The following is a 17,451-nucleotide window of genomic DNA, read 5'->3' on the forward strand; positions in this document are numbered from 1 at the left end:
CCGTCCTATTCTTAAAATTTTAACAACTCCAGCAATATAGTAGAAAAATATGATAATGAAATAATTGGAACAAAGGGTATTTCATATTTCAGATTTTTCTTTTTTGTAATTAAAACTACACCTATTATTAAGCCTATTATTCCTATGTTAAGGAAAAAAATCGATATTTCATTAAAGTACATACTTGTGGTTAAAATGGCTATTAAAATAAAATCTCCAAAACCTGCCTTGTTTTTTATTGATAAAATATAACCTAATAATAGTGTTATTACTAAAAAAATAGACTTTATTACTATATCTATTTTTATCCAGTATCTACTAAAACCCATTCCAAAACACAGGATAAAAAGTATTACTAAATGCTTAATGTATATGTTTTTCGTTTTAATATCTATTATAGACATACCCAGTAATAAGGAAATAACCGTAGAAACAACTATCCCTAATATAAAATTATCCACTAAATAAATAATGATTACATATATTAGACCACAAATAATTTCAATTATAGGATACTGTATTTTTATCTTATTTTTACAAAAGCTACATCTTCCCCCTTGAAATATATAACTAAAAATAGGTATTAAATTATATGCCTTTAATTTTTTATGACAATTGTCACAAATTGATGGAGGGTATATTAAAGACCTTCCGGCTATTGTTCTGTCAATAAAAACATTAATAAAAGAACCTACTACTATACCTATTAAAAAATAAAAAACAAACATCATCTTATTCTTCTTTTATTTTACCAGGATCTACTGTAACATCGCCAGTAGCAGTTATTTTTACTATATAGTAATTGTCTCCTTTTCCCTCTAATCCTTTAATTCCCTTTGGAACTTTAGGGTATTCTGCAATGTATTCCTTGGCACTGTCTGGTCCTTCCCAAGTTACATCCTTGCCACCATCATTTGCTATGTAATTTAATGCAGCCGACTCCAGTATTCTTACATTTGAATTGTGAGCAGTTACAAGGCTTTTTTGTCTTGATTCCTTGTATTTTGGAATTGCTATTGCAGCTAAAATTGCAAGTATTGCTATTACTACTATTAGTTCTATTAATGTAAACCCTTTGAACTTCTTATTTTTAAATCTATTCACAAAAATCCTCCTAGTAATTATAATTATTTATTATGTCAAACATCGGTACAGCTATGGATATAACTATAGCCCCTACAAATAAAGCCATTACTATTATAACTATTGGTTCGAAAATTCTTAGCAAGGAATCTATTGCATAATCCGACTCATTTTTATAATATTTTGATATTATTTCTAATATTTCACCTAGCTGTCCTGTTTCCTCTCCTACTTCAATCATAGAATTAAACAATTGTGGCAAAATATTAGTATTATTAAAAGCCTCATTAATACTTGTACCCTGTTTTATTTCATAAATTGCATTTTCTAATTTTTCCTGTAAATAAAGATTATCTGTTCCTAAAGAAATAATTTCCAAAGACTCTATAAAGTCCACTCCACTTAAATAGGAAATAGACAAGGCTCTTGCTATTCTTCCTGTTAATATTTTTATATAATTTTTCCCTATAATTGGAAATTTTATTTTTATATAATCAATTCTTTTTTTAAAGGCTTTGTTCTTCCTTAAACCAACAATAAACAAAATTATTGTTAATACTGCAACAATAATAATTATTATAAAATTTTTATTAATAAATTCACTTATCTTAATTAACAACTTAGTTAAAAATGGTAAGGCCATATTACTACTTTCAAATAATGCTGTAAACGTTGGCATTACATATTTAAAAACAAAAAACAACACTATTATACTAGTAATAAACAAAATAAGCGGATAGGTTAAAGCTCCTCTAATCTTTTTTGATATTTCATCTTCTTTTTCATAATATTCTGCTAATTTATCACACACTGTAGAAAGCTTTCCACTTTCTTCCCCTGTTTTTATCATTGTAATTAAAAAATCGTCAAATATTTTATGTTTAGAAAAAGCTAAACTTAAGTAATCACCATTATTTAAATCATTATAAATAATATTTAAGGAGTAATTTAAACTCTTTATTTCCCTTTGGTCCTTTAAAATATAAATAGCTTGATCCGGAGTAATACCACTTGTTAAAAGTACAGCAAATTGTTTTAGAAATATTGACAAATGTCTTTTGTTTAAAGAAAAGTAAATTGGCTTGTTTAAAATTTCCTTTATTTTGCTAATCTCCATTTTTAAACTCCATATTTAATGACAAATTCATTAATTCATCAAAAGAAGTAGTTCCATTATATAAATGTACTAGGGCTTTTTGTAGTAAATTTTTAATATTTTTTTCCCTTCCTAAGTTTCTTAATTTATCTAAGTCAATGTTTTTTCTTATAATATTTCTAAAATCACTATCTATTGGAAGTATTTCCATTACGGCTTTTCTTCCTAGGTATCCATTATTACATTTACTACAACCAACCGGTTTATAAATATATTTAGGAACTTCAACTCTATCTATATTTTTCAAAATCTCCTTTTGTTCTTCTGTTACTAAAACTTTTTCTTTACAGTTATTACAAAGATTTCTTATTAACCTTTGAGATAACACTCCCTTTAAAGATGCTTTAATTAAATAGTCATCTATATTCATATCTAACAACCTGATTATTGCTGAATAGGAATCACTTGTATGTAAGGTACTAAAAACCCTATGGCCTGTTATAGCTGCCCTAACAGATATTTCTGCAGTTTCCCTATCCCTTGTTTCTCCAACTAGAATTATTTCCGGATCCTGACGAAGTATGGACTTTAAAGTATTTGAAAAACCTATCCCTGCTGCTTCATTTATTTGAATTTGATTAACCCCATCTATTTTAAATTCAACAGGATCTTCTACAGTAATAATATTAATGTCCTCTTTATTTAGTTCTTTAATAACAGAATATAATGTCGTGCTTTTACCACAACCGGTTGGCCCTGTTAAATAGATTAATCCATTTTCTACATTGGAAATATTTCTTATTAAAGATATATCCTCCTTACTAATTCCTAATTTATCTAAACTAACATTAGCCTCATCTTTATTTAAAATCCTTAAAACTATTTTTTCTCCATATATGGTTAAAATAGTAGATACTCTAATATCAACATCCCTGTTAGTAAGGCTGTATTTAAAACCTCCATCTTGTGGAATTCTCTTTTCTGCTACATTTAATTTTGACATAATTTTAATTCTTGTTGTAATTTTAGATATTTCTTTTAAATCGTAACTTTTTGTTGTAAATAATTTTCCATCAACCCTGTATCTAATACGAACTTTATCCTTTAAAGGTTCAATATGTATATCTGAAGCATTTTGTTTAATTGCATTGTTTATTAAATCATTTATCTCTTCTACAATATTAATTTCTTCTTTGGATTCTAAAATCTTTTTTGAAAACATTTTTCCTCCTAATAAAAAGTAAAAAACACAAAAGCCTTTTAATATAATACTATCACAATAAAAGGAAAGCTTTGTGTTTTTATTTTAAATATTTAATTACTTGAAGGAAGTACAGAACCTATTGCACCTGCAATATTACTTAAAGGCATAGACTGTAATATAACTCTACCTGGTCCAGTTACAATTGTATTAAAAAGACCTTCTCCGCCAAACAAAATATTTTTCACTCCCGGTACGGATTTCACCTCTAAACTACAGGTTGAATCCATAGTGGCTAAATGACCTGTATCTACAACAATAGATTGTCCTTCTTCTAGTGTATATTCTATTGCATGACCATCAATTTCAATAAAGGCCAATCCTTCACCTGAAAGTCTTTGCATTATAAAACCCTCACCGCCAAAAAATCCACCAGATATTTTCTTGTTAAAGAACACTGAAAGTTCTACTCCTTCTTCACAAGCCAAAAAAGCTCTTTTTTGTGCAATTATATCTTTATTTTGAGAAATATTAAATGTCATAATACTTCCTGGAAAACTTGATGCAAAAGCTATCATTCCCGGACCATTTTTAGCAGTATATCTATTTTGAAACATCTTTTCTCCGGAAAACATTCTTCCAAAGGCTTTTCCAACTCCCCCTCTAGTAGTTGTTTCCATTTTCATATTAGGTGACATCCAGCTCATACCACCACCTTCAGAAATTACACTTTCACCATCTTCCAAATTACATACAACTACCGGTAAATTATCACCTAAAATTTCATATTCCATAAGACTCTCCCTTTTTTAATTTATATTTATATTATTTTTCACAAATAAATAGATTATGATTTGAAATTCCCTGCATTTCTGGTTTTTTACAAATATAAAAATGATATTCTAACCATTTATTAAATTCTTCTTCAGTAAATTCATTAATTTCATTTACAAATAATTCCATAACTCCATCCTGTGCTATTATATTTAAAAGCTTAAGATTTGAATCTAAGACCATTTCCTTAAATTCGTCTATTGTGTGAAATACAAAGGGAATGTTCTTTAACTTGAAATCCTTTTGGTAAAATTTATCTTCTGTTAAATGCCTTGGACCTCTGTAAATAAAGGTTTCAGTAATATTTACCATGTCGTTATTAATAATGGAAATAAATATTTTCCCCTCTTCTTTTATTACTCTTTTACATTCCTTTAATAATTCTAATCTTTCATTATAATCTTCCATATGGTACATTGGTCCAAAGCAAAAAATTATATCCATAGAATCGTCTGGTAGAGTTTTCATATAGGATAAGGCATCTGAATTAACGACTTTTATTTTTTCCTTTGATTTTTCATTAATAATGTTACAATGTTTTTCAACTAATTCTACAGCGGTAACTTCATGACCAAGTTTATTAAAATAAAGACTATAAATACCTGTACCTGCCCCTAGGTCTAAAATATTATCAGAGTACTTTAAATATTTTTTTATGTATTTTACCGTTGTTAAAAATTCTATACTTCCAGACTTGTTACTTAGTCTCTTATCCTCATCAAAAGCATCATATATCCTATTAATTTTTTCCTGTTCATCCTCTACTTTACAAATACTGTCAAAATCCATTTCCATTTTCCATTTCCTCCTACCCTAAAACTTATTTAAACACCTCTATTCTATACTATTTCATTTTTATTATCTATGTGTTAACTTTTAGTTAAATTATTATATTAAAAGTTAATTTTATTTCAATTGTAAAAGATTCTCTTCGTTGATAAGATTATATTAACAAATAGCTATTTGATTTTAGGAGGTTCAAGATGAAAATTAATGAAATTATTAGAAGTAAAAGAATAGAAAAAGGACTTACCCAAGAACAAGTAGCTAATATTTTAAATATTTCTACTCCAGCAGTAAATAAATGGGAAAGTGGAATAAGTCATCCTGACATTACCCTACTTCCAGCCTTAGGTAGACTACTTGGAGTGGATATGAATACCTTACTTTCCTTTAAGGATAGTTTAACAGAAGAAGAAATTATCATTTTAGGAAATGAAATAATGCAAGTAATTGACAAGGAAGGATTTGACAAGGGCTATGAAATGGCAATGGATAAAATTTCAGAATATCCTAATAGTGAACTACTATTATTTAATTTAATACTTATGTTAAAAGGTGCATTAATGAGTTATCCTAATGAAAATTCCAAAAAATATGAAGTAGAACTGGATAATTTGTTATATAAGCTAATTAATAGTAAGGATATACAAATTAGAGAAATAGTATATGCAATGTTAATTCCAAAATATATAGACAATGATGAATTAGAAAAAGCTGAGGAATTAATAAACAAACTCCATACTGAAAACCCTTCAGTTAATAAGACAATATTACAAACTGAACTCTATGTAAAACAAAAAAACTATAACAAGGCCTTAATAACACTGGAGTCTAAAATCTACTACACGGCCATGAATCTACAATTGTATATTTCTTCACTAATGAAAATTTCCGCCTTACAAAATAACATGGAAGATGCAAATTACTTTGCTAAACTCGCTGATAAATTAATGGAGCTTTTGGAAATGCCAAATAGCTGTATGAAATCAGGCTTTTTAGAACTGGCAATGGAAGAAAAAAACATTGAAAAAACTTTAGAATATTTAAACTCTTTAGTTACTTTAGGCAGTGAAATCATCGACTTCAAAAACTCCAGACTATATAAAAATATACCGATAAAAGAGAATTACAATAGTAAGGAATTTAGGAATATATTTTTAAATGCCATGTTAAATGAATTAAAAACTTCAAAAGAATATGATTTTTTAAGAAATAGTATAGAATTTGATGAATTAATAAATAAATATGAAGAGGAATTAGAAAAACTGGAAAGTAGCAATTAAGGCTACTTTCTTTTCCTTTTAAATTTTATAAGACCTTTTGGTAGGCTACTCTTAAATCACCATTTCTTAGGAAAATTCTCCCACATTCTAAAAATCCATTTTTCTCTAAAAAATTCCTCATTTTAAAATTATCTTCATGGGTATCAATTCTAATATTATAAATACCTTTTGAAAGGCATATTTTTTCAATTTTCCTTAACATTTTTCCGGCATTGCCTTCTTGTCTATAATTAACATTTACAGCAAAACGGTGTATTGTACAATACTCCTCTTCATTTAACCAGTTACCATTAAAAATCAAATCGTAGGTTTTTTCTCCATCGAAAATAATAGCTGCCGTACCTTTTATTTCTCCCTTTTCCTCTAATACATAGGAATATTCCATTTCCATATCCTTAATTAAAGTGGATTTGTTAGGTCCTTCATTTTGCCACTGGTCTACACCATCAGTTTTTAACGATTCTGAAGCCATTTTATATATTTCTAAAACACTGTCTACATCCTTTGCATTTGTATATCTTAACATATTAAATCTCCTATATAATATTTAATAATATTATACAGCAAAAGAATATAAAATTTCACAAATAAAAAACACATTTCCAAGTTAATTTATTTTTCCTTAGAAATGTGTTTTGTTTTATTTTTTTATAATATTATATATAGTCAAACCTTGCAGTAAAGAATCTTAATTGTTTAGGCTCATAAACAAATTTTAAGCCTCTTATATCTTCTTTATGATTGTATAATTTAATTACTGCATCAGCCACAACATCCATATGTTTATAGGTATAAACCCTTCTTGGAATAGTAAGTCTAACAGTTTCCAATTTTGGTTTATGGTTTTCACCGGTCTTAATATCTCTACCGGCAGACACAATTCCTCTTTCCATTGATCTTACACCGGATTCTAAAAATAACTCATTTGCCAAGGCTTGTGCCGGAAATTGTTCCTGACTTAAATGAGGACAGAATCTTCTAGCATCTAAGAAAACTGCATGACCACCTACTGGCTCAACAATAGGAACACCTGCTTCTTTTAATCTTTCGCCTAAATATCTTACCTGTAAAACTCTGTATCTTATATATTCATACTGCATAGATTCTCTTAGGCCTATTGCTAAAGCTTCCATGTCCCTTCCAGCCATTCCACCATATGATGGCATACCTTCATAAACAACTACTAATTCTTTAGCATCCATAAATAATTCTTCATCGTTTAAAGCTAGGAACCCTCCAATATTTACAATACCATCTTTCTTCCCGCTCATTGTAGCTCCATCTGAATAGCTAAACATTTCGTGAACGATTTCTTTTATTGTTTTATTTTCGTAGCCTTCTTCTCTTTCTTTAATAAAATATGCGTTTTCTGCAAATCTTGTAGCATCAAAAAATACTTTTATTCCATGTTTATGACAAAGTTCTGAAACTTCTCTCATGTTTTTCATAGACACCGGTTGTCCACCAGCTAGGTTTACTGTTACTGCTAGGCAAACATAGGCAATGTTTTCAGCACCTTTTTCATCTATTAACTTTTCTAATTTACTTATATCTATATCCCCTTTAAAAGGAATATCTATTGCTGCATCATGGGCTTCATCTCTAATTACATCTACAAATATTCCACCATTATGCTCTTGATGATATCTTGTAGTAGTAAAGTACATATTTCCTGGAACATATTGTCCCGGTTTAATTGCTATAGATGATAATATATTTTCAGCACCTCTACCTTGATGGGTTGGAATAATATGTTTTACACCTAGTAGTTCCTTAACGGTTTCTTCTAAATGCTCAAAATTTCTACTTCCAGCATAGGCTTCATCTCCTAACATCATACCAGCCCATTGTCTGTCACTCATAGCATTAGTTCCACTATCTGTAAGTAAATCAATATATACATCTTTTGAAGGTATTAAAAATGTATTATAGCCTGCTTCTTTTGCCACTCTTTCTCTTTCTTCTCTGTCAACAACTGCCACTGGTTCAACCATTTTAATTTTAAACGGCTCTGCTGGATATTTTGAATAGTCCATATAAATTCCTCCTATGTAATTATAAAATCTTTTTTAATGCATAATGCATTATACTTATGTCCTTATAATATCATAAAATTTAAAATAATCAATAGATATTAATATTATAATTAATTGATTTGCATTTTCTCTAATGCTATAATTCTATATAATAAAGGATTGGAGTAAATATGATTAATAAACTTAGCTTAAATGAACAAATATATGAAGCAATAAGAAAAGATATTTTTACAAATAAAATAAAAAATGGTTCTATTCTTGTAAACAAGGATTTACAGGAACGTTTTGATGTTAGTTCCAGTCCAATTAGAGATGCAATTAATAGATTAGAACAAGATGGATTAATTTATAAAATTACTCGTGCCGGTGCTGAAGTAATAACTTTAGACTACGATAAAACAAAGGAAATTAATGAATTAATGCAAATAATTACATCCGGGTCTATTACCCTGTCTATAAAACATAAAAACAAAAAGGAACTGGATAAGAAATTAATAGAGCTTTTGAAAATTCAAAAAGAATATTTAAATACAGACAAATATTTTTATTATGACTATTGTTTTCACAAATTGTTTTTTGAATATTCCAATAATGAATTTTTAATTAAAATATATAACCAATACAATGTTTTATTTGAAATGGCTGTACGATCTTTAGATGCAATTTATAATAATGAAGCAAAAATTATTCACAGGCAACAATCTCTAGAATGCCATGAAGAAATTTCCGAAAATTTTATAGATAATAATTTAAATAAAACATTGTTATCTATAGAAAAACATTATGATCATGCAGATGAAATATTTAAAAAATACTATTAATTCTATAATTATTAGAAAATTAATAACCTAAGGAGACAAAATGGACAATACAATATCGGCTTTAGATTTAGAATTATTAATGGAAAAAAAAAAAATAAATATAATTGATGTCAGAGATGAAAATGAATTTAAAAGAGGACATATTAAAAACTCAATTAATATTCCTTTAAAGTATATTGAAGAGAAATGTATGGATTTTAAAGAAGATGAAATTTACTATATTATATGTAAAAGTGGTATGAGGTCTAGTAGGGCTTGTCAGTTCCTTTGTAATTCAAAGAATTTTAAAGCAATTAATTTAAATGGTGGAATTATGTCCTGGAAAGGTGAATTAGTTTCGGATTAAATAGAGTGGGAGGTAGATAATTATTGAATCTGTGAAATAGTTTGTGCATGAAAAACTATTTCACAGATTCTTTTACTTTACATTCTTCAGGAATATCTTTTATAATCTATTTAAAACAAATTAAATTCTTATCTATTTGAATCTTTAGAATTATACATAATCTTTTATTATTTTAACAAAAGTTTCATCACTATCTGTATTTATTAACATTTTTATTACTTCTGAATTTGCTAAAATTTTTGATAATTCAGCCAATAATTTAATATGACTATCTGTATCTTTCGCAGATAATACTATTAATAATTTAACGGGATCATTTTCTTTGCTACCAAACTCTATTTCTGGTATTAAAGTTGAAAAATGTAATGATGTAACCTTTGCTCCATCTTCTGGCCTAGCATGTGCTAATGCAACATTTTTTGTCATAACTATATAAGGTCCAAATTTTCTTACATTATTAATCATAGATGTAACATATTCTCTAGTTATATCCCCCCTATCAAGCATTTTTTTAGATGCCTTTTCTATTGCATCCTCCCAGTTTTTAGCATATATATTTATACTTACATCCTCTATACCTATATTTTTTAAAGATAACATTCATTTCTCCTACTTATTGTTTTTTTTCTTTCGTTTAATCTCCAATATACTTAACAATATAAAGGAAGCAATTATTATACCTATGCCAATTATTGGTTGTTTAAATAAAATCATCAATATCATAGCATCTATACAATCTTGTCCTACACCTGTAGAACCTACAGCTCCAAAATCAAATATCCCATATACAAATGCAGATAAAATAATTAATATAAAGCCATATACAAATCCTGATATTACAGCACCTCTACGTCCACCTGTAGCATTCCCCATTATTCCTGCTATACCTCCAGTAAAAAATCCACCTATTATAGAAACCAATGGTACTGCTTTAAATACTATAGATGAAACTAACATTGCTATTAACATACCAATTACTGAGGAAATAAAACCTATCATTAGTGAATTTGGAGCAAATCCAAATAAAGCTGGAACATCTAAAGCAGGTCTTGCACCCGGTACTAATTTATCTGATATACCCTTAAAGGCAGGCACTAATTCCCCTAAAAACAATCTTACACCTTGTAGTAACACTAAAATTCCAACAGTAAAACCTAAGGCTTTTAAAATTCCATATACTATATAATTTTGTTCACCCGCCATTTCTGAAACAACTTTTGGACCTGCACTTATAATGATGAACAAATAGAATATTAACATCACTATCGATACTGATATAGATGTATCTTTAAAAAAACTTAATGATTTTGGTAACTCAACTTCTTCAGCATCCTTATTCTTGTTTCCTAAGGCACCTCCTATATATGCAGATGCAACTACTCCAACAGTCGTTAGGTGTCCATAAGCAATATTATCTGATTTTGTAATTTTTTTAACAATTGGTTGTGCTATTGCTGGTAAAATAACCATTAACATTCCCTGTAAAATTGAACCTGCTAAAATTGTTATAGATTCATTATAATCATTTATATAAAATCCATAAGCTATAGTTACTGATAAAATCCACATCATATGCCCGGTTAAAAATATGTATTTTAATGGAGTCACTCTAGCTAAAACTACATTAACAATAAATCCTACTGCCATAATTAATGCAGAAGTTCTTGCAATTACTGGAATAGCTGTCTGCATTGCTCCAACAACAGCTTCTGATGATGTTGCAAATCCATCTAGATTAAAAACTGTTTGAAATAAGTCTACAAAAGGTGATATCTCTTGCACTATAATTGATGAACCTGCTGATAGCATAAGCATACCTAATGCAGTTTTTATTGTTCCTGAAAATACCTCGCTGGCATTCTTCTTCTGTAGTACTAATCCAATTAATGCGACAATAGCAAGAATAATTGCAGGGGTTTGTATTAATTGTAACAAAAAATCCAACATTTATTTTTCTCCTTTTTTCTCAAGTATGTTTTGTATACCTTCTTGCATTTCTTCTACATCCACAATATTATGAACAAATACAACATCTGATTCATCTTTAAAATTATCTTTAAATTCATAAGTTGTTATTAGTATATCTCTTGGCTTACCTTTTACTGTCCCCATATCCCAATGTTCAATATTTGCTTTTAATCCTAGATTTTTTAACGCTGTTTCAGCTGTCATTTTCATAATTAAACTTGAGCCCATTCCTAATCCACAAACTGTAATTATATATAACATACTTTCCTCCTTATTAATTATAGATTTTCTATTAATGAAGAATATTTTTTAATATATTGTTTATTAATTTCATCTCCTTCATCTAAGTTTGAGCTCACATATATAGGAGGCTTAAATCCATTTTCAACACAAATTTCTACTGTTCTTGCTATTATACTTTGCATAGTAAACATTCCAAGCACTGTAGATGTTCCACAAAATTTTGTCCCTAACCCATCTTTCTCTAACACAGCATCACCCTTTACACATTTTATATCGATTACAACATCTGCAACATCTGAAAGTTTTTTACCACTAGAATGTCTGGATTCTACACCTTCAGAAAAGTTCTTTGAAGTTAAAGCTATAACTTTAATATCTCTTTCCTTACATGCTAAGGCCATATCAATTACTGCAGCATTTCTTCCTGAAATTGAAACTATTATTATTGAATCGTTTTCATTTGTATTAACTAATTTTAAATATTCATCAGAAAAACCCTCTATCCTTTCTTGTAATGTAGATAATTTCGCTTTTGGAAATAAAGCTAAGTGTGGTATTAATAAAGCATTAACAGGAACCAACCCACCCGCTCTATAAAAAATTTCCATAGAAAACATTTGTGAGTGCCCACATCCATATGCATGTATTAATCTATTATTCATTATAGATTCTGCACATATTTCAGCCGCTTTTTCCACAGATTCTTTTTCCTCAATATACTGTTTTTCTAGCTGTTTCTTTACAATTTCAAAATACTTCTCATTTAACATTACATCATCCCCTATTATATTATAATTGTATATCTCATAATAACATCGTGTCGTAATGATGTTATTATGTAAGATTTTATATTTTTAATTCTACTTCAAATTCAAAACTATCACCTTTAGCCGTGATTATAGAATAACTAATAATTTTATTGTTTGAATATGATAATCTTCTTATTAATAGCCCATAATCTTGCACTTTTGCACCTAATTTTTTTGCTTCATCAACTGTTAGAGAACATGCTTTGAACCTTTCAGTTGCCCTATCTATATGTATGTTAGCTTCTTCTTCAAGAAATTTGTATAGTTGTCTACTGTTCCAATCTACTTTTAACAAATACTCATGTTCTAATTTTGAAAAATAAGTTCTTTCATACATTAATGCCTCATCACTTTCATCACACCGTAATCTTTTTAATTCAATTATTTCTTCATTTTCATTTAAAGACAACTTTTTCGCAATCTTAGGATCTTTAATAACCTCAATTCCTACAAAAACAGTTGATGTAACTTTCCCCAATTTACGCATTTCTTCTGAAAAAACATATATTTGTTTAAGATTTTGTATAATACTTCCTAACGTTACAAAAGTTCCTTTACCTTGTACTTTTCTCAATTTATTATTGCTTTCTAATTCTGAAACAGCTTTTCTTATAGTTGTGCGAGAAACTCCATATATTTTTTCTAATTCTTTTTCTGATGGAATTATACTACCTTTCTCCCATACTCCTGAATTTATCTTTTCTTCCATATCAGCTGCTACTTTTGCATATCTTGGAATTTTTAAATTTAAGTTCACCATACCTACACCTTTCTTCTACTCATAATGATGATATAACCTTTTGTTTTATTTGTCAATATGTTTTATATCTAATCAATATTAATTCCCTTATAATTTATCTTATATCTAAAGCAATATTATGTTTTTTAAACCAGTTAATAACTTCTTCTTTATATTTTATACTAAATTCTAATGTAGCATCAGACCCCTTTTTCCCCAAGGCAACTAAATAAATATTTTTATTATCATATTTTAAAATAGCTTTAGAAATATTTTTTGCTTTTAAAAACACCCTACTATAGCCCTGTATTCCATCTTTTCTAATTCCAATTTTAAAGAAACTAATTACAGAAGCCATAAATGCAATTGGCATTAATAAATAAACATCTCTTGAAAAATAATATATAACTAAGGTAAATCCCATTAGAAAAATAAAAGCAATTATTCTTTTAAGGTTAAATCTTCTTCCTGGTATTTCAATTTTAGAATTAGATATTTCTGTAATTAATACCAGTATTAAAGCAATACTGTAAATAAAAACATATTCCATATAATTTTCTCCCTTTTAGTATTTATTATTTATAGTATATCATTTTTAATATTAAAAAAAGGACCAAAAGGTCCCTTTTATCCTTGAGCTTTATAAACTATTATTCTTTTCCAGTCCATTATTACCTTGTAATAACCTGAAAGTTCCTTGTCCAGTTCTTCGTCTGATGTATCTATTCTTAAAAAGCTGTCGGGTATTCCATATAATTTACTATGGGAGGCAACTATCCAAATATTGTCCTTTCCAACTTTTCTTAATACTCTTGGACTAAGTTGTTGATTACCTCTTCCAAAAATATGTCCTTGACCACCAATTGCAGTAACTATTAATTTTACTTCCTTGTCCTTAATAAAATCATAGATTTCTCCTTCTGTTCCGTCTTTAATAACAAGTTCATTTTTATATAAAATATCTACTCCTAGTAAACTTCCCTCAAAGCCTAAATCTTTTAAAATAGCATAGGTTGTACCACCTGTCCCAAATATATAACAAGTATCTTCATTTCCGGCTTTTATACGGTCTTCTATTTCGGCTGACATTCCCTCTATTTCATCTTCACTTGAACTTCCCGGCGATTTTGAACCTTGCATTAAATTTTGTATTCTAGGAACTTGTAAATAACCATATAATTTAGCCTCTACTATGTTTTGCCTAAATTTATCTTCATCTATATCCATTACTTCGGAGTTTTCTATTTTTAAATCCTTAGGGTTTTTTATAAATTCCTTAATAACAAGACCTGCATCTTTAGGATTATTTGCATATACTGCAGAATGAATTTTAACACCTGCAGGAATACCTACACATGGAACAGAAAGTTCAACAGCATTAAATATATTTCTTGCTGTACCATCTCCACCTGCAAAAACAAGTAAATCTATATTTTCTTTAACCATTTCTTTTGCTAAATTTTCAGTATCTTCAAAGGTTGTTTTTTCTTTATTTTCTCCAACTACCTTATAGGAAAAGCCTAATTCTTTTAAAGCATTTTCTCCCATTTCTCCAAAACCTGTAATAAAAGTAACTTTATCAATATAATCTTTAATTTGATTTAAAGCTATTTTAGCTTTTTTATTAGCTTGATAAGTTCCCCCTTTTTCTAGTGCAAGTTTTTGTACTTCTTCACCGTCACTGCCTTTTAAACCAACAGATCCACCTATTCCTGCAACAGGATTTATTATTAAACCTAGTTTCATTTTCCCCTCCATAGTAATGTTACTAAAATCTATTTAAATACAATTATACATCTTTTTAACAATCTAAAACAGCTAAAACCCTCTTTTGTTCCATATTATTTTTACATACAATTTTTAAACTATTAAATAATATTATAATTATTTTTCTAGCATAGTTTATTATTATACCCAAAATTAAATATCTACACCTATATTTATAAATATTTCTTCTAAAATATCTATATCTAGTATTACTATTATATACATAAAGAAATTTTTTTATGTTGCAAAAGTCAAATATTGAAAATTTACTTGACAAAAACCAATAAAGGTATTATTATTAGCATATGCCAATAATAAAGTCTAAGAGGTGATTATGGCTAGAAAAATTAGTAATAAAATTGTAAGAGCAAAACCTCGTTACACTATGTTAAGTCCAGTAGAGGATTTTGAAATTTCTTCTGAATCTATTATTCATTTACATTTAGAGGAATGGGAAAGCTTAAGACTTGTAGATTATTTAGGTCTTTCCCAACAAGAAGCTTCAGAGTCTATGGATGTGTCACGACAAACAGTTCAAACTCTATTACAAGCAGCAAGAAAAAAGGTTTCAAGGTCAATTGTTGAATCCTTACCACTGATAATTAAAGGCGGAAATTATAGTACAGAAATAGAAAATATTGAAGGGATGAATAAAATGAAAGTAGCTATAACTTATGAAAACAACCAAGTTTTTCCTCATTTTGGAAGAACACCTAATTTTAAAATATACGAAATAGAAAATGGAAATATTATTAAACAGGAAATCGTACAAACACCTGCAAGTGGTCATGGTGCCTTAGTTGATTTCCTAGTAGAAAATAAGGTTAATACCTTAATTTGTGGAGGTATTGGCGGTGGTGCAGTAAATGCATTACAAGAAGCAGGAATTGCAATTTATTCTGGAGCTTCCGGCGAAGCAGATGCTCAGGTTAAATCCTTTATAGAAGGACAACTTCCTTTAACTGGCAAGGCGAATTGCAACCATCACCATGAACATAATCACCAACATAAACATGGTGAAGGCGGATGTCATAACCACAAACACCAACATGGTGAAGAAGGTTGTCACGGACATAATCAAAGAAAAGATAATCGCCAAGAACATCGTCATGAAAGAAGATCTGAAAGAATGCGTAATTGTAATAACAACAAATAAAGAAAAATAGTCCAACTTTAAATATGTTGGACTATTTTTTAATAATTTAAATATTTCATTGAAAATTCTTTATAATATTCTTCAAGGTCCGTATCCTTTAATAATTTTAATACATCATAAGTAATAGAATTCCAGTCAACTTCTCTAACTTGCTCTAGTTTGAATTCTTTTAATTTATTTCTTATTCTTTCATTATCAAAAGGATACAAAAATATAACATAATCCTTTTCATCTTTTATTAAACCAATATTTCTATAAATTTGGTAGTCCTTATAAAAAACTTCTTTTTCTAAATCCTTTAAATATAGACTACTATTTAATAAATCCTTGTATCTTTCTTCCCAAGCTTGGTCTTTGTCTTTCCCTTGAAAAGTTCTAAAATTTTCTTCACTATATTTTGTTTCAATAAATACCTTATATCCACCGGAATATTCTATATATATATCAAATTGATACTTTTCATTATGCATAGCATTACAGAAAATATCTACGATTTTTCCTAAATCCTCTTGATTAACCCCTAGTATTTCCGAAATCATTCTATTAAAGATTTCTTCCTCATTAAATAAAGGTAAAAAGAAGTTCATGCACATTATTTGTGATGAATTTAAGTGATTTGAATATGTATTTAATCTATTTTCATTACAGTATTTTGTATACAGAGAATATGTATCACTTAAAAAATTACTCTCTACTTTCCCTGGTAGAATATGTCCTTTTTCTTCTCCCTTGTATAAACCATTTTCCTTAATTCTTAAAACATTGTTCTTATAGTTTGTTAGATGTTTTTTAACTCTCTTGTTAAATTCTGTATATCTCATATTATTCTCCAATTATTAACGCAGCAAAATAAAACATTTTAAAATAACAAAATATTTTATTACCCCAAATTAAATTCAAAAATTACTACCTTATATAATTATAAGACAAAAAAATATTATTTACCACTAGAGAAGTGTTCCCACGAAAAAAAGCAGTCTGAAATTTTTCTTCAGACTGCTTTATAAGTTTTATTTTAATCAATTCCTACCATAACAGAAGTTGCCTTAATAATAGCATAAGCTTCTTTTCCTACTTCTAAATTTAGCTCCTTAATTGCACTCATGGAAATTGTTGAAGAAACAATATTTCCCCCACCAATATCAATTTTTACAATTCCATTTACGGCACCTTTTTCTATTTCTACTATTTTTCCCTTTAATTGATTTCTTGCACTTAACTTCATTAAATCTCTCCTCTCTTTCTTTAGTATACATATATTTCATACCTCAAATATTTTTTTATAA

At 28.2% G+C, this 17,451-nt stretch carries 21 protein-coding genes; 4 read left to right on the forward strand and 17 right to left on the reverse strand.

Features of this window, described 5'->3' with window-relative positions:
• Positions 1–11: 11 nt before the first annotated feature.
• The 6 genes from JFY71_RS03570 to JFY71_RS03595 form a co-directional block, all read right to left on the reverse strand.
• Positions 12–731, reverse strand: coding sequence for a prepilin peptidase (locus tag JFY71_RS03570; RefSeq protein ID WP_243661676.1), 720 nt, complete (start codon positions 729–731; stop codon positions 12–14).
• A 1-nt stretch (position 732) separates the two neighbouring features.
• On the reverse strand, positions 733–1,104 hold the full coding sequence (locus JFY71_RS12085; protein ID WP_275955191.1) for a prepilin-type N-terminal cleavage/methylation domain-containing protein: 372 nt from the start codon (positions 1,102–1,104) through the stop codon (positions 733–735).
• A 10-nt stretch (positions 1,105–1,114) separates the two neighbouring features.
• A complete protein-coding gene (locus tag JFY71_RS03580; RefSeq protein ID WP_243661677.1) occupies positions 1,115–2,200 on the reverse strand; it encodes a type II secretion system F family protein in 1,086 nt (361 codons plus the stop codon).
• Positions 2,190–3,401 carry a GspE/PulE family protein gene (locus JFY71_RS03585; protein ID WP_243661678.1) on the reverse strand — a complete coding sequence of 404 codons (1,212 nt, stop codon included), beginning with the start codon at positions 3,399–3,401 and terminating at the stop codon, positions 2,190–2,192. Before JFY71_RS03585 ends, JFY71_RS03580 begins: the two co-directional genes overlap by 11 nt.
• A 92-nt stretch (positions 3,402–3,493) precedes the next feature.
• Positions 3,494–4,174: a TIGR00266 family protein gene (locus JFY71_RS03590; RefSeq protein ID WP_243661679.1), complete on the reverse strand. Its 681-nt coding sequence runs from the start codon at positions 4,172–4,174 to the stop codon at positions 3,494–3,496.
• A gap of 31 nt (positions 4,175–4,205) precedes the next feature.
• A complete protein-coding gene (locus JFY71_RS03595) occupies positions 4,206–5,009 on the reverse strand; it encodes a class I SAM-dependent methyltransferase (protein WP_243661680.1) in 804 nt (267 codons plus the stop codon).
• A gap of 188 nt (positions 5,010–5,197) precedes the next feature.
• Between JFY71_RS03595 and JFY71_RS03600 the strand changes: the two genes are divergently transcribed.
• A complete protein-coding gene (locus JFY71_RS03600; protein WP_243661681.1) occupies positions 5,198–6,280 on the forward strand; it encodes a helix-turn-helix domain-containing protein in 1,083 nt (360 codons plus the stop codon).
• A gap of 25 nt (positions 6,281–6,305) precedes the next feature.
• Here JFY71_RS03600 and JFY71_RS03605 read toward each other — a convergent pair whose 3' ends face one another.
• Both JFY71_RS03605 and JFY71_RS03610 read right to left on the reverse strand, forming a co-directional pair.
• Positions 6,306–6,806, reverse strand: coding sequence for a GNAT family N-acetyltransferase (locus JFY71_RS03605; RefSeq protein WP_243661682.1), 501 nt, complete (start codon positions 6,804–6,806; stop codon positions 6,306–6,308).
• 130 nt (positions 6,807–6,936) lie between these two features.
• Positions 6,937–8,316, reverse strand: a complete 1,380-nt coding sequence (locus JFY71_RS03610; protein ID WP_243661683.1) for a tyrosine phenol-lyase — start codon at positions 8,314–8,316, stop codon at positions 6,937–6,939.
• A 170-nt stretch (positions 8,317–8,486) separates the two neighbouring features.
• Here JFY71_RS03610 and JFY71_RS03615 point away from each other — a divergent pair, with 170 nt between their 5' ends.
• Complete coding sequence (locus JFY71_RS03615; RefSeq protein WP_243661684.1) at positions 8,487–9,137, forward strand: GntR family transcriptional regulator; 651 nt, start codon at positions 8,487–8,489, stop codon at positions 9,135–9,137.
• 40 nt (positions 9,138–9,177) lie between these two features.
• Positions 9,178–9,483, forward strand: coding sequence for a rhodanese-like domain-containing protein (locus tag JFY71_RS03620; RefSeq protein WP_243661685.1), 306 nt, complete (start codon positions 9,178–9,180; stop codon positions 9,481–9,483).
• Between the two features lie 150 nt (positions 9,484–9,633).
• Here JFY71_RS03620 and JFY71_RS03625 read toward each other — a convergent pair whose 3' ends face one another.
• The 7 genes from JFY71_RS03625 to JFY71_RS03655 form a co-directional block, all read right to left on the reverse strand.
• Positions 9,634–10,083, reverse strand: a complete 450-nt coding sequence (locus tag JFY71_RS03625; RefSeq protein ID WP_243661686.1) for a PTS sugar transporter subunit IIA — start codon at positions 10,081–10,083, stop codon at positions 9,634–9,636.
• Between the two features lie 9 nt (positions 10,084–10,092).
• A complete protein-coding gene (locus JFY71_RS03630) occupies positions 10,093–11,430 on the reverse strand; it encodes a PTS ascorbate transporter subunit IIC (protein WP_243661687.1) in 1,338 nt (445 codons plus the stop codon).
• Positions 11,431–11,712: a PTS sugar transporter subunit IIB gene (locus tag JFY71_RS03635; RefSeq protein ID WP_243661688.1), complete on the reverse strand. Its 282-nt coding sequence runs from the start codon at positions 11,710–11,712 to the stop codon at positions 11,431–11,433.
• 17 nt (positions 11,713–11,729) lie between these two features.
• Positions 11,730–12,464 (reverse strand): sugar isomerase domain-containing protein, encoded by a 735-nt coding sequence (locus JFY71_RS03640; RefSeq protein WP_243661689.1) that lies wholly within the window; start codon positions 12,462–12,464, stop codon positions 11,730–11,732.
• Positions 12,465–12,540: 76 nt separating this feature from the next.
• Positions 12,541–13,263, reverse strand: coding sequence for a GntR family transcriptional regulator (locus JFY71_RS03645; protein WP_243661690.1), 723 nt, complete (start codon positions 13,261–13,263; stop codon positions 12,541–12,543).
• A gap of 94 nt (positions 13,264–13,357) precedes the next feature.
• Entirely contained in the window at positions 13,358–13,792 is a 435-nt protein-coding gene (locus JFY71_RS03650; RefSeq protein WP_243661691.1) for a hypothetical protein, read from the reverse strand.
• A gap of 77 nt (positions 13,793–13,869) precedes the next feature.
• Complete coding sequence (locus JFY71_RS03655; protein WP_243661692.1) at positions 13,870–14,988, reverse strand: ATP-NAD kinase family protein; 1,119 nt, start codon at positions 14,986–14,988, stop codon at positions 13,870–13,872.
• Between the two features lie 355 nt (positions 14,989–15,343).
• On the opposite strand from JFY71_RS03655, the gene JFY71_RS03660 reads away from it, so the two are divergent.
• Entirely contained in the window at positions 15,344–16,165 is an 822-nt protein-coding gene (locus tag JFY71_RS03660) for a NifB/NifX family molybdenum-iron cluster-binding protein (RefSeq protein WP_243661693.1), read from the forward strand.
• Positions 16,166–16,203: 38 nt separating this feature from the next.
• On the opposite strand, the gene JFY71_RS03665 is transcribed toward JFY71_RS03660, so the two are convergent.
• Together JFY71_RS03665 and JFY71_RS03670 are read right to left on the reverse strand one after the other, a co-directional pair.
• Positions 16,204–16,986 carry a PGN_0703 family putative restriction endonuclease gene (locus JFY71_RS03665; protein ID WP_243661694.1) on the reverse strand — a complete coding sequence of 261 codons (783 nt, stop codon included), beginning with the start codon at positions 16,984–16,986 and terminating at the stop codon, positions 16,204–16,206.
• 194 nt (positions 16,987–17,180) lie between these two features.
• Positions 17,181–17,390 (reverse strand): TOBE domain-containing protein, encoded by a 210-nt coding sequence (locus JFY71_RS03670; protein WP_243661695.1) that lies wholly within the window; start codon positions 17,388–17,390, stop codon positions 17,181–17,183.
• Positions 17,391–17,451 lie beyond the last annotated feature (61 nt).

This window comes from Miniphocaeibacter halophilus (assembly GCF_016458825.1).
Taxonomy (GTDB): Bacteria; Bacillota; Clostridia; order Tissierellales; family Peptoniphilaceae; genus Miniphocaeibacter; species Miniphocaeibacter halophilus.

Excerpts from the sequence above, each read along its gene's own strand:
- JFY71_RS03570 (WP_243661676.1), bottom strand. The coding sequence starts at position 731 with ATGATGTTTGTTTTTTATTTTTTAATAGGTATAGTAGTAGGTTCTTTT.
- JFY71_RS03580 (WP_243661677.1), bottom strand. The coding sequence starts at position 2,200 with ATGGAGATTAGCAAAATAAAGGAAATTTTAAACAAGCCAATTTACTTT.
- JFY71_RS03585 (WP_243661678.1), bottom strand. The coding sequence starts at position 3,401 with ATGTTTTCAAAAAAGATTTTAGAATCCAAAGAAGAAATTAATATTGTA.
- JFY71_RS03590 (WP_243661679.1), bottom strand. The coding sequence starts at position 4,174 with ATGGAATATGAAATTTTAGGTGATAATTTACCGGTAGTTGTATGTAAT.
- JFY71_RS03595 (WP_243661680.1), bottom strand. The coding sequence starts at position 5,009 with ATGGAAATGGATTTTGACAGTATTTGTAAAGTAGAGGATGAACAGGAA.
- JFY71_RS03600 (WP_243661681.1), top strand. The coding sequence starts at position 5,198 with ATGAAAATTAATGAAATTATTAGAAGTAAAAGAATAGAAAAAGGACTT.
- JFY71_RS03605 (WP_243661682.1), bottom strand. The coding sequence starts at position 6,806 with ATGTTAAGATATACAAATGCAAAGGATGTAGACAGTGTTTTAGAAATA.
- JFY71_RS03610 (WP_243661683.1), bottom strand. The coding sequence starts at position 8,316 with ATGGACTATTCAAAATATCCAGCAGAGCCGTTTAAAATTAAAATGGTT.
- JFY71_RS03615 (WP_243661684.1), top strand. The coding sequence starts at position 8,487 with ATGATTAATAAACTTAGCTTAAATGAACAAATATATGAAGCAATAAGA.
- JFY71_RS03620 (WP_243661685.1), top strand. The coding sequence starts at position 9,178 with ATGGACAATACAATATCGGCTTTAGATTTAGAATTATTAATGGAAAAA.
- JFY71_RS03625 (WP_243661686.1), bottom strand. The coding sequence starts at position 10,083 with ATGTTATCTTTAAAAAATATAGGTATAGAGGATGTAAGTATAAATATA.
- JFY71_RS03630 (WP_243661687.1), bottom strand. The coding sequence starts at position 11,430 with ATGTTGGATTTTTTGTTACAATTAATACAAACCCCTGCAATTATTCTT.
- JFY71_RS03635 (WP_243661688.1), bottom strand. The coding sequence starts at position 11,712 with ATGTTATATATAATTACAGTTTGTGGATTAGGAATGGGCTCAAGTTTA.
- JFY71_RS03640 (WP_243661689.1), bottom strand. The coding sequence starts at position 12,464 with ATGTTAAATGAGAAGTATTTTGAAATTGTAAAGAAACAGCTAGAAAAA.
- JFY71_RS03645 (WP_243661690.1), bottom strand. The coding sequence starts at position 13,263 with ATGGTGAACTTAAATTTAAAAATTCCAAGATATGCAAAAGTAGCAGCT.
- JFY71_RS03650 (WP_243661691.1), bottom strand. The coding sequence starts at position 13,792 with ATGGAATATGTTTTTATTTACAGTATTGCTTTAATACTGGTATTAATT.
- JFY71_RS03655 (WP_243661692.1), bottom strand. The coding sequence starts at position 14,988 with ATGAAACTAGGTTTAATAATAAATCCTGTTGCAGGAATAGGTGGATCT.
- JFY71_RS03660 (WP_243661693.1), top strand. The coding sequence starts at position 15,344 with ATGGCTAGAAAAATTAGTAATAAAATTGTAAGAGCAAAACCTCGTTAC.
- JFY71_RS03665 (WP_243661694.1), bottom strand. The coding sequence starts at position 16,986 with ATGAGATATACAGAATTTAACAAGAGAGTTAAAAAACATCTAACAAAC.
- JFY71_RS03670 (WP_243661695.1), bottom strand. The coding sequence starts at position 17,390 with ATGAAGTTAAGTGCAAGAAATCAATTAAAGGGAAAAATAGTAGAAATA.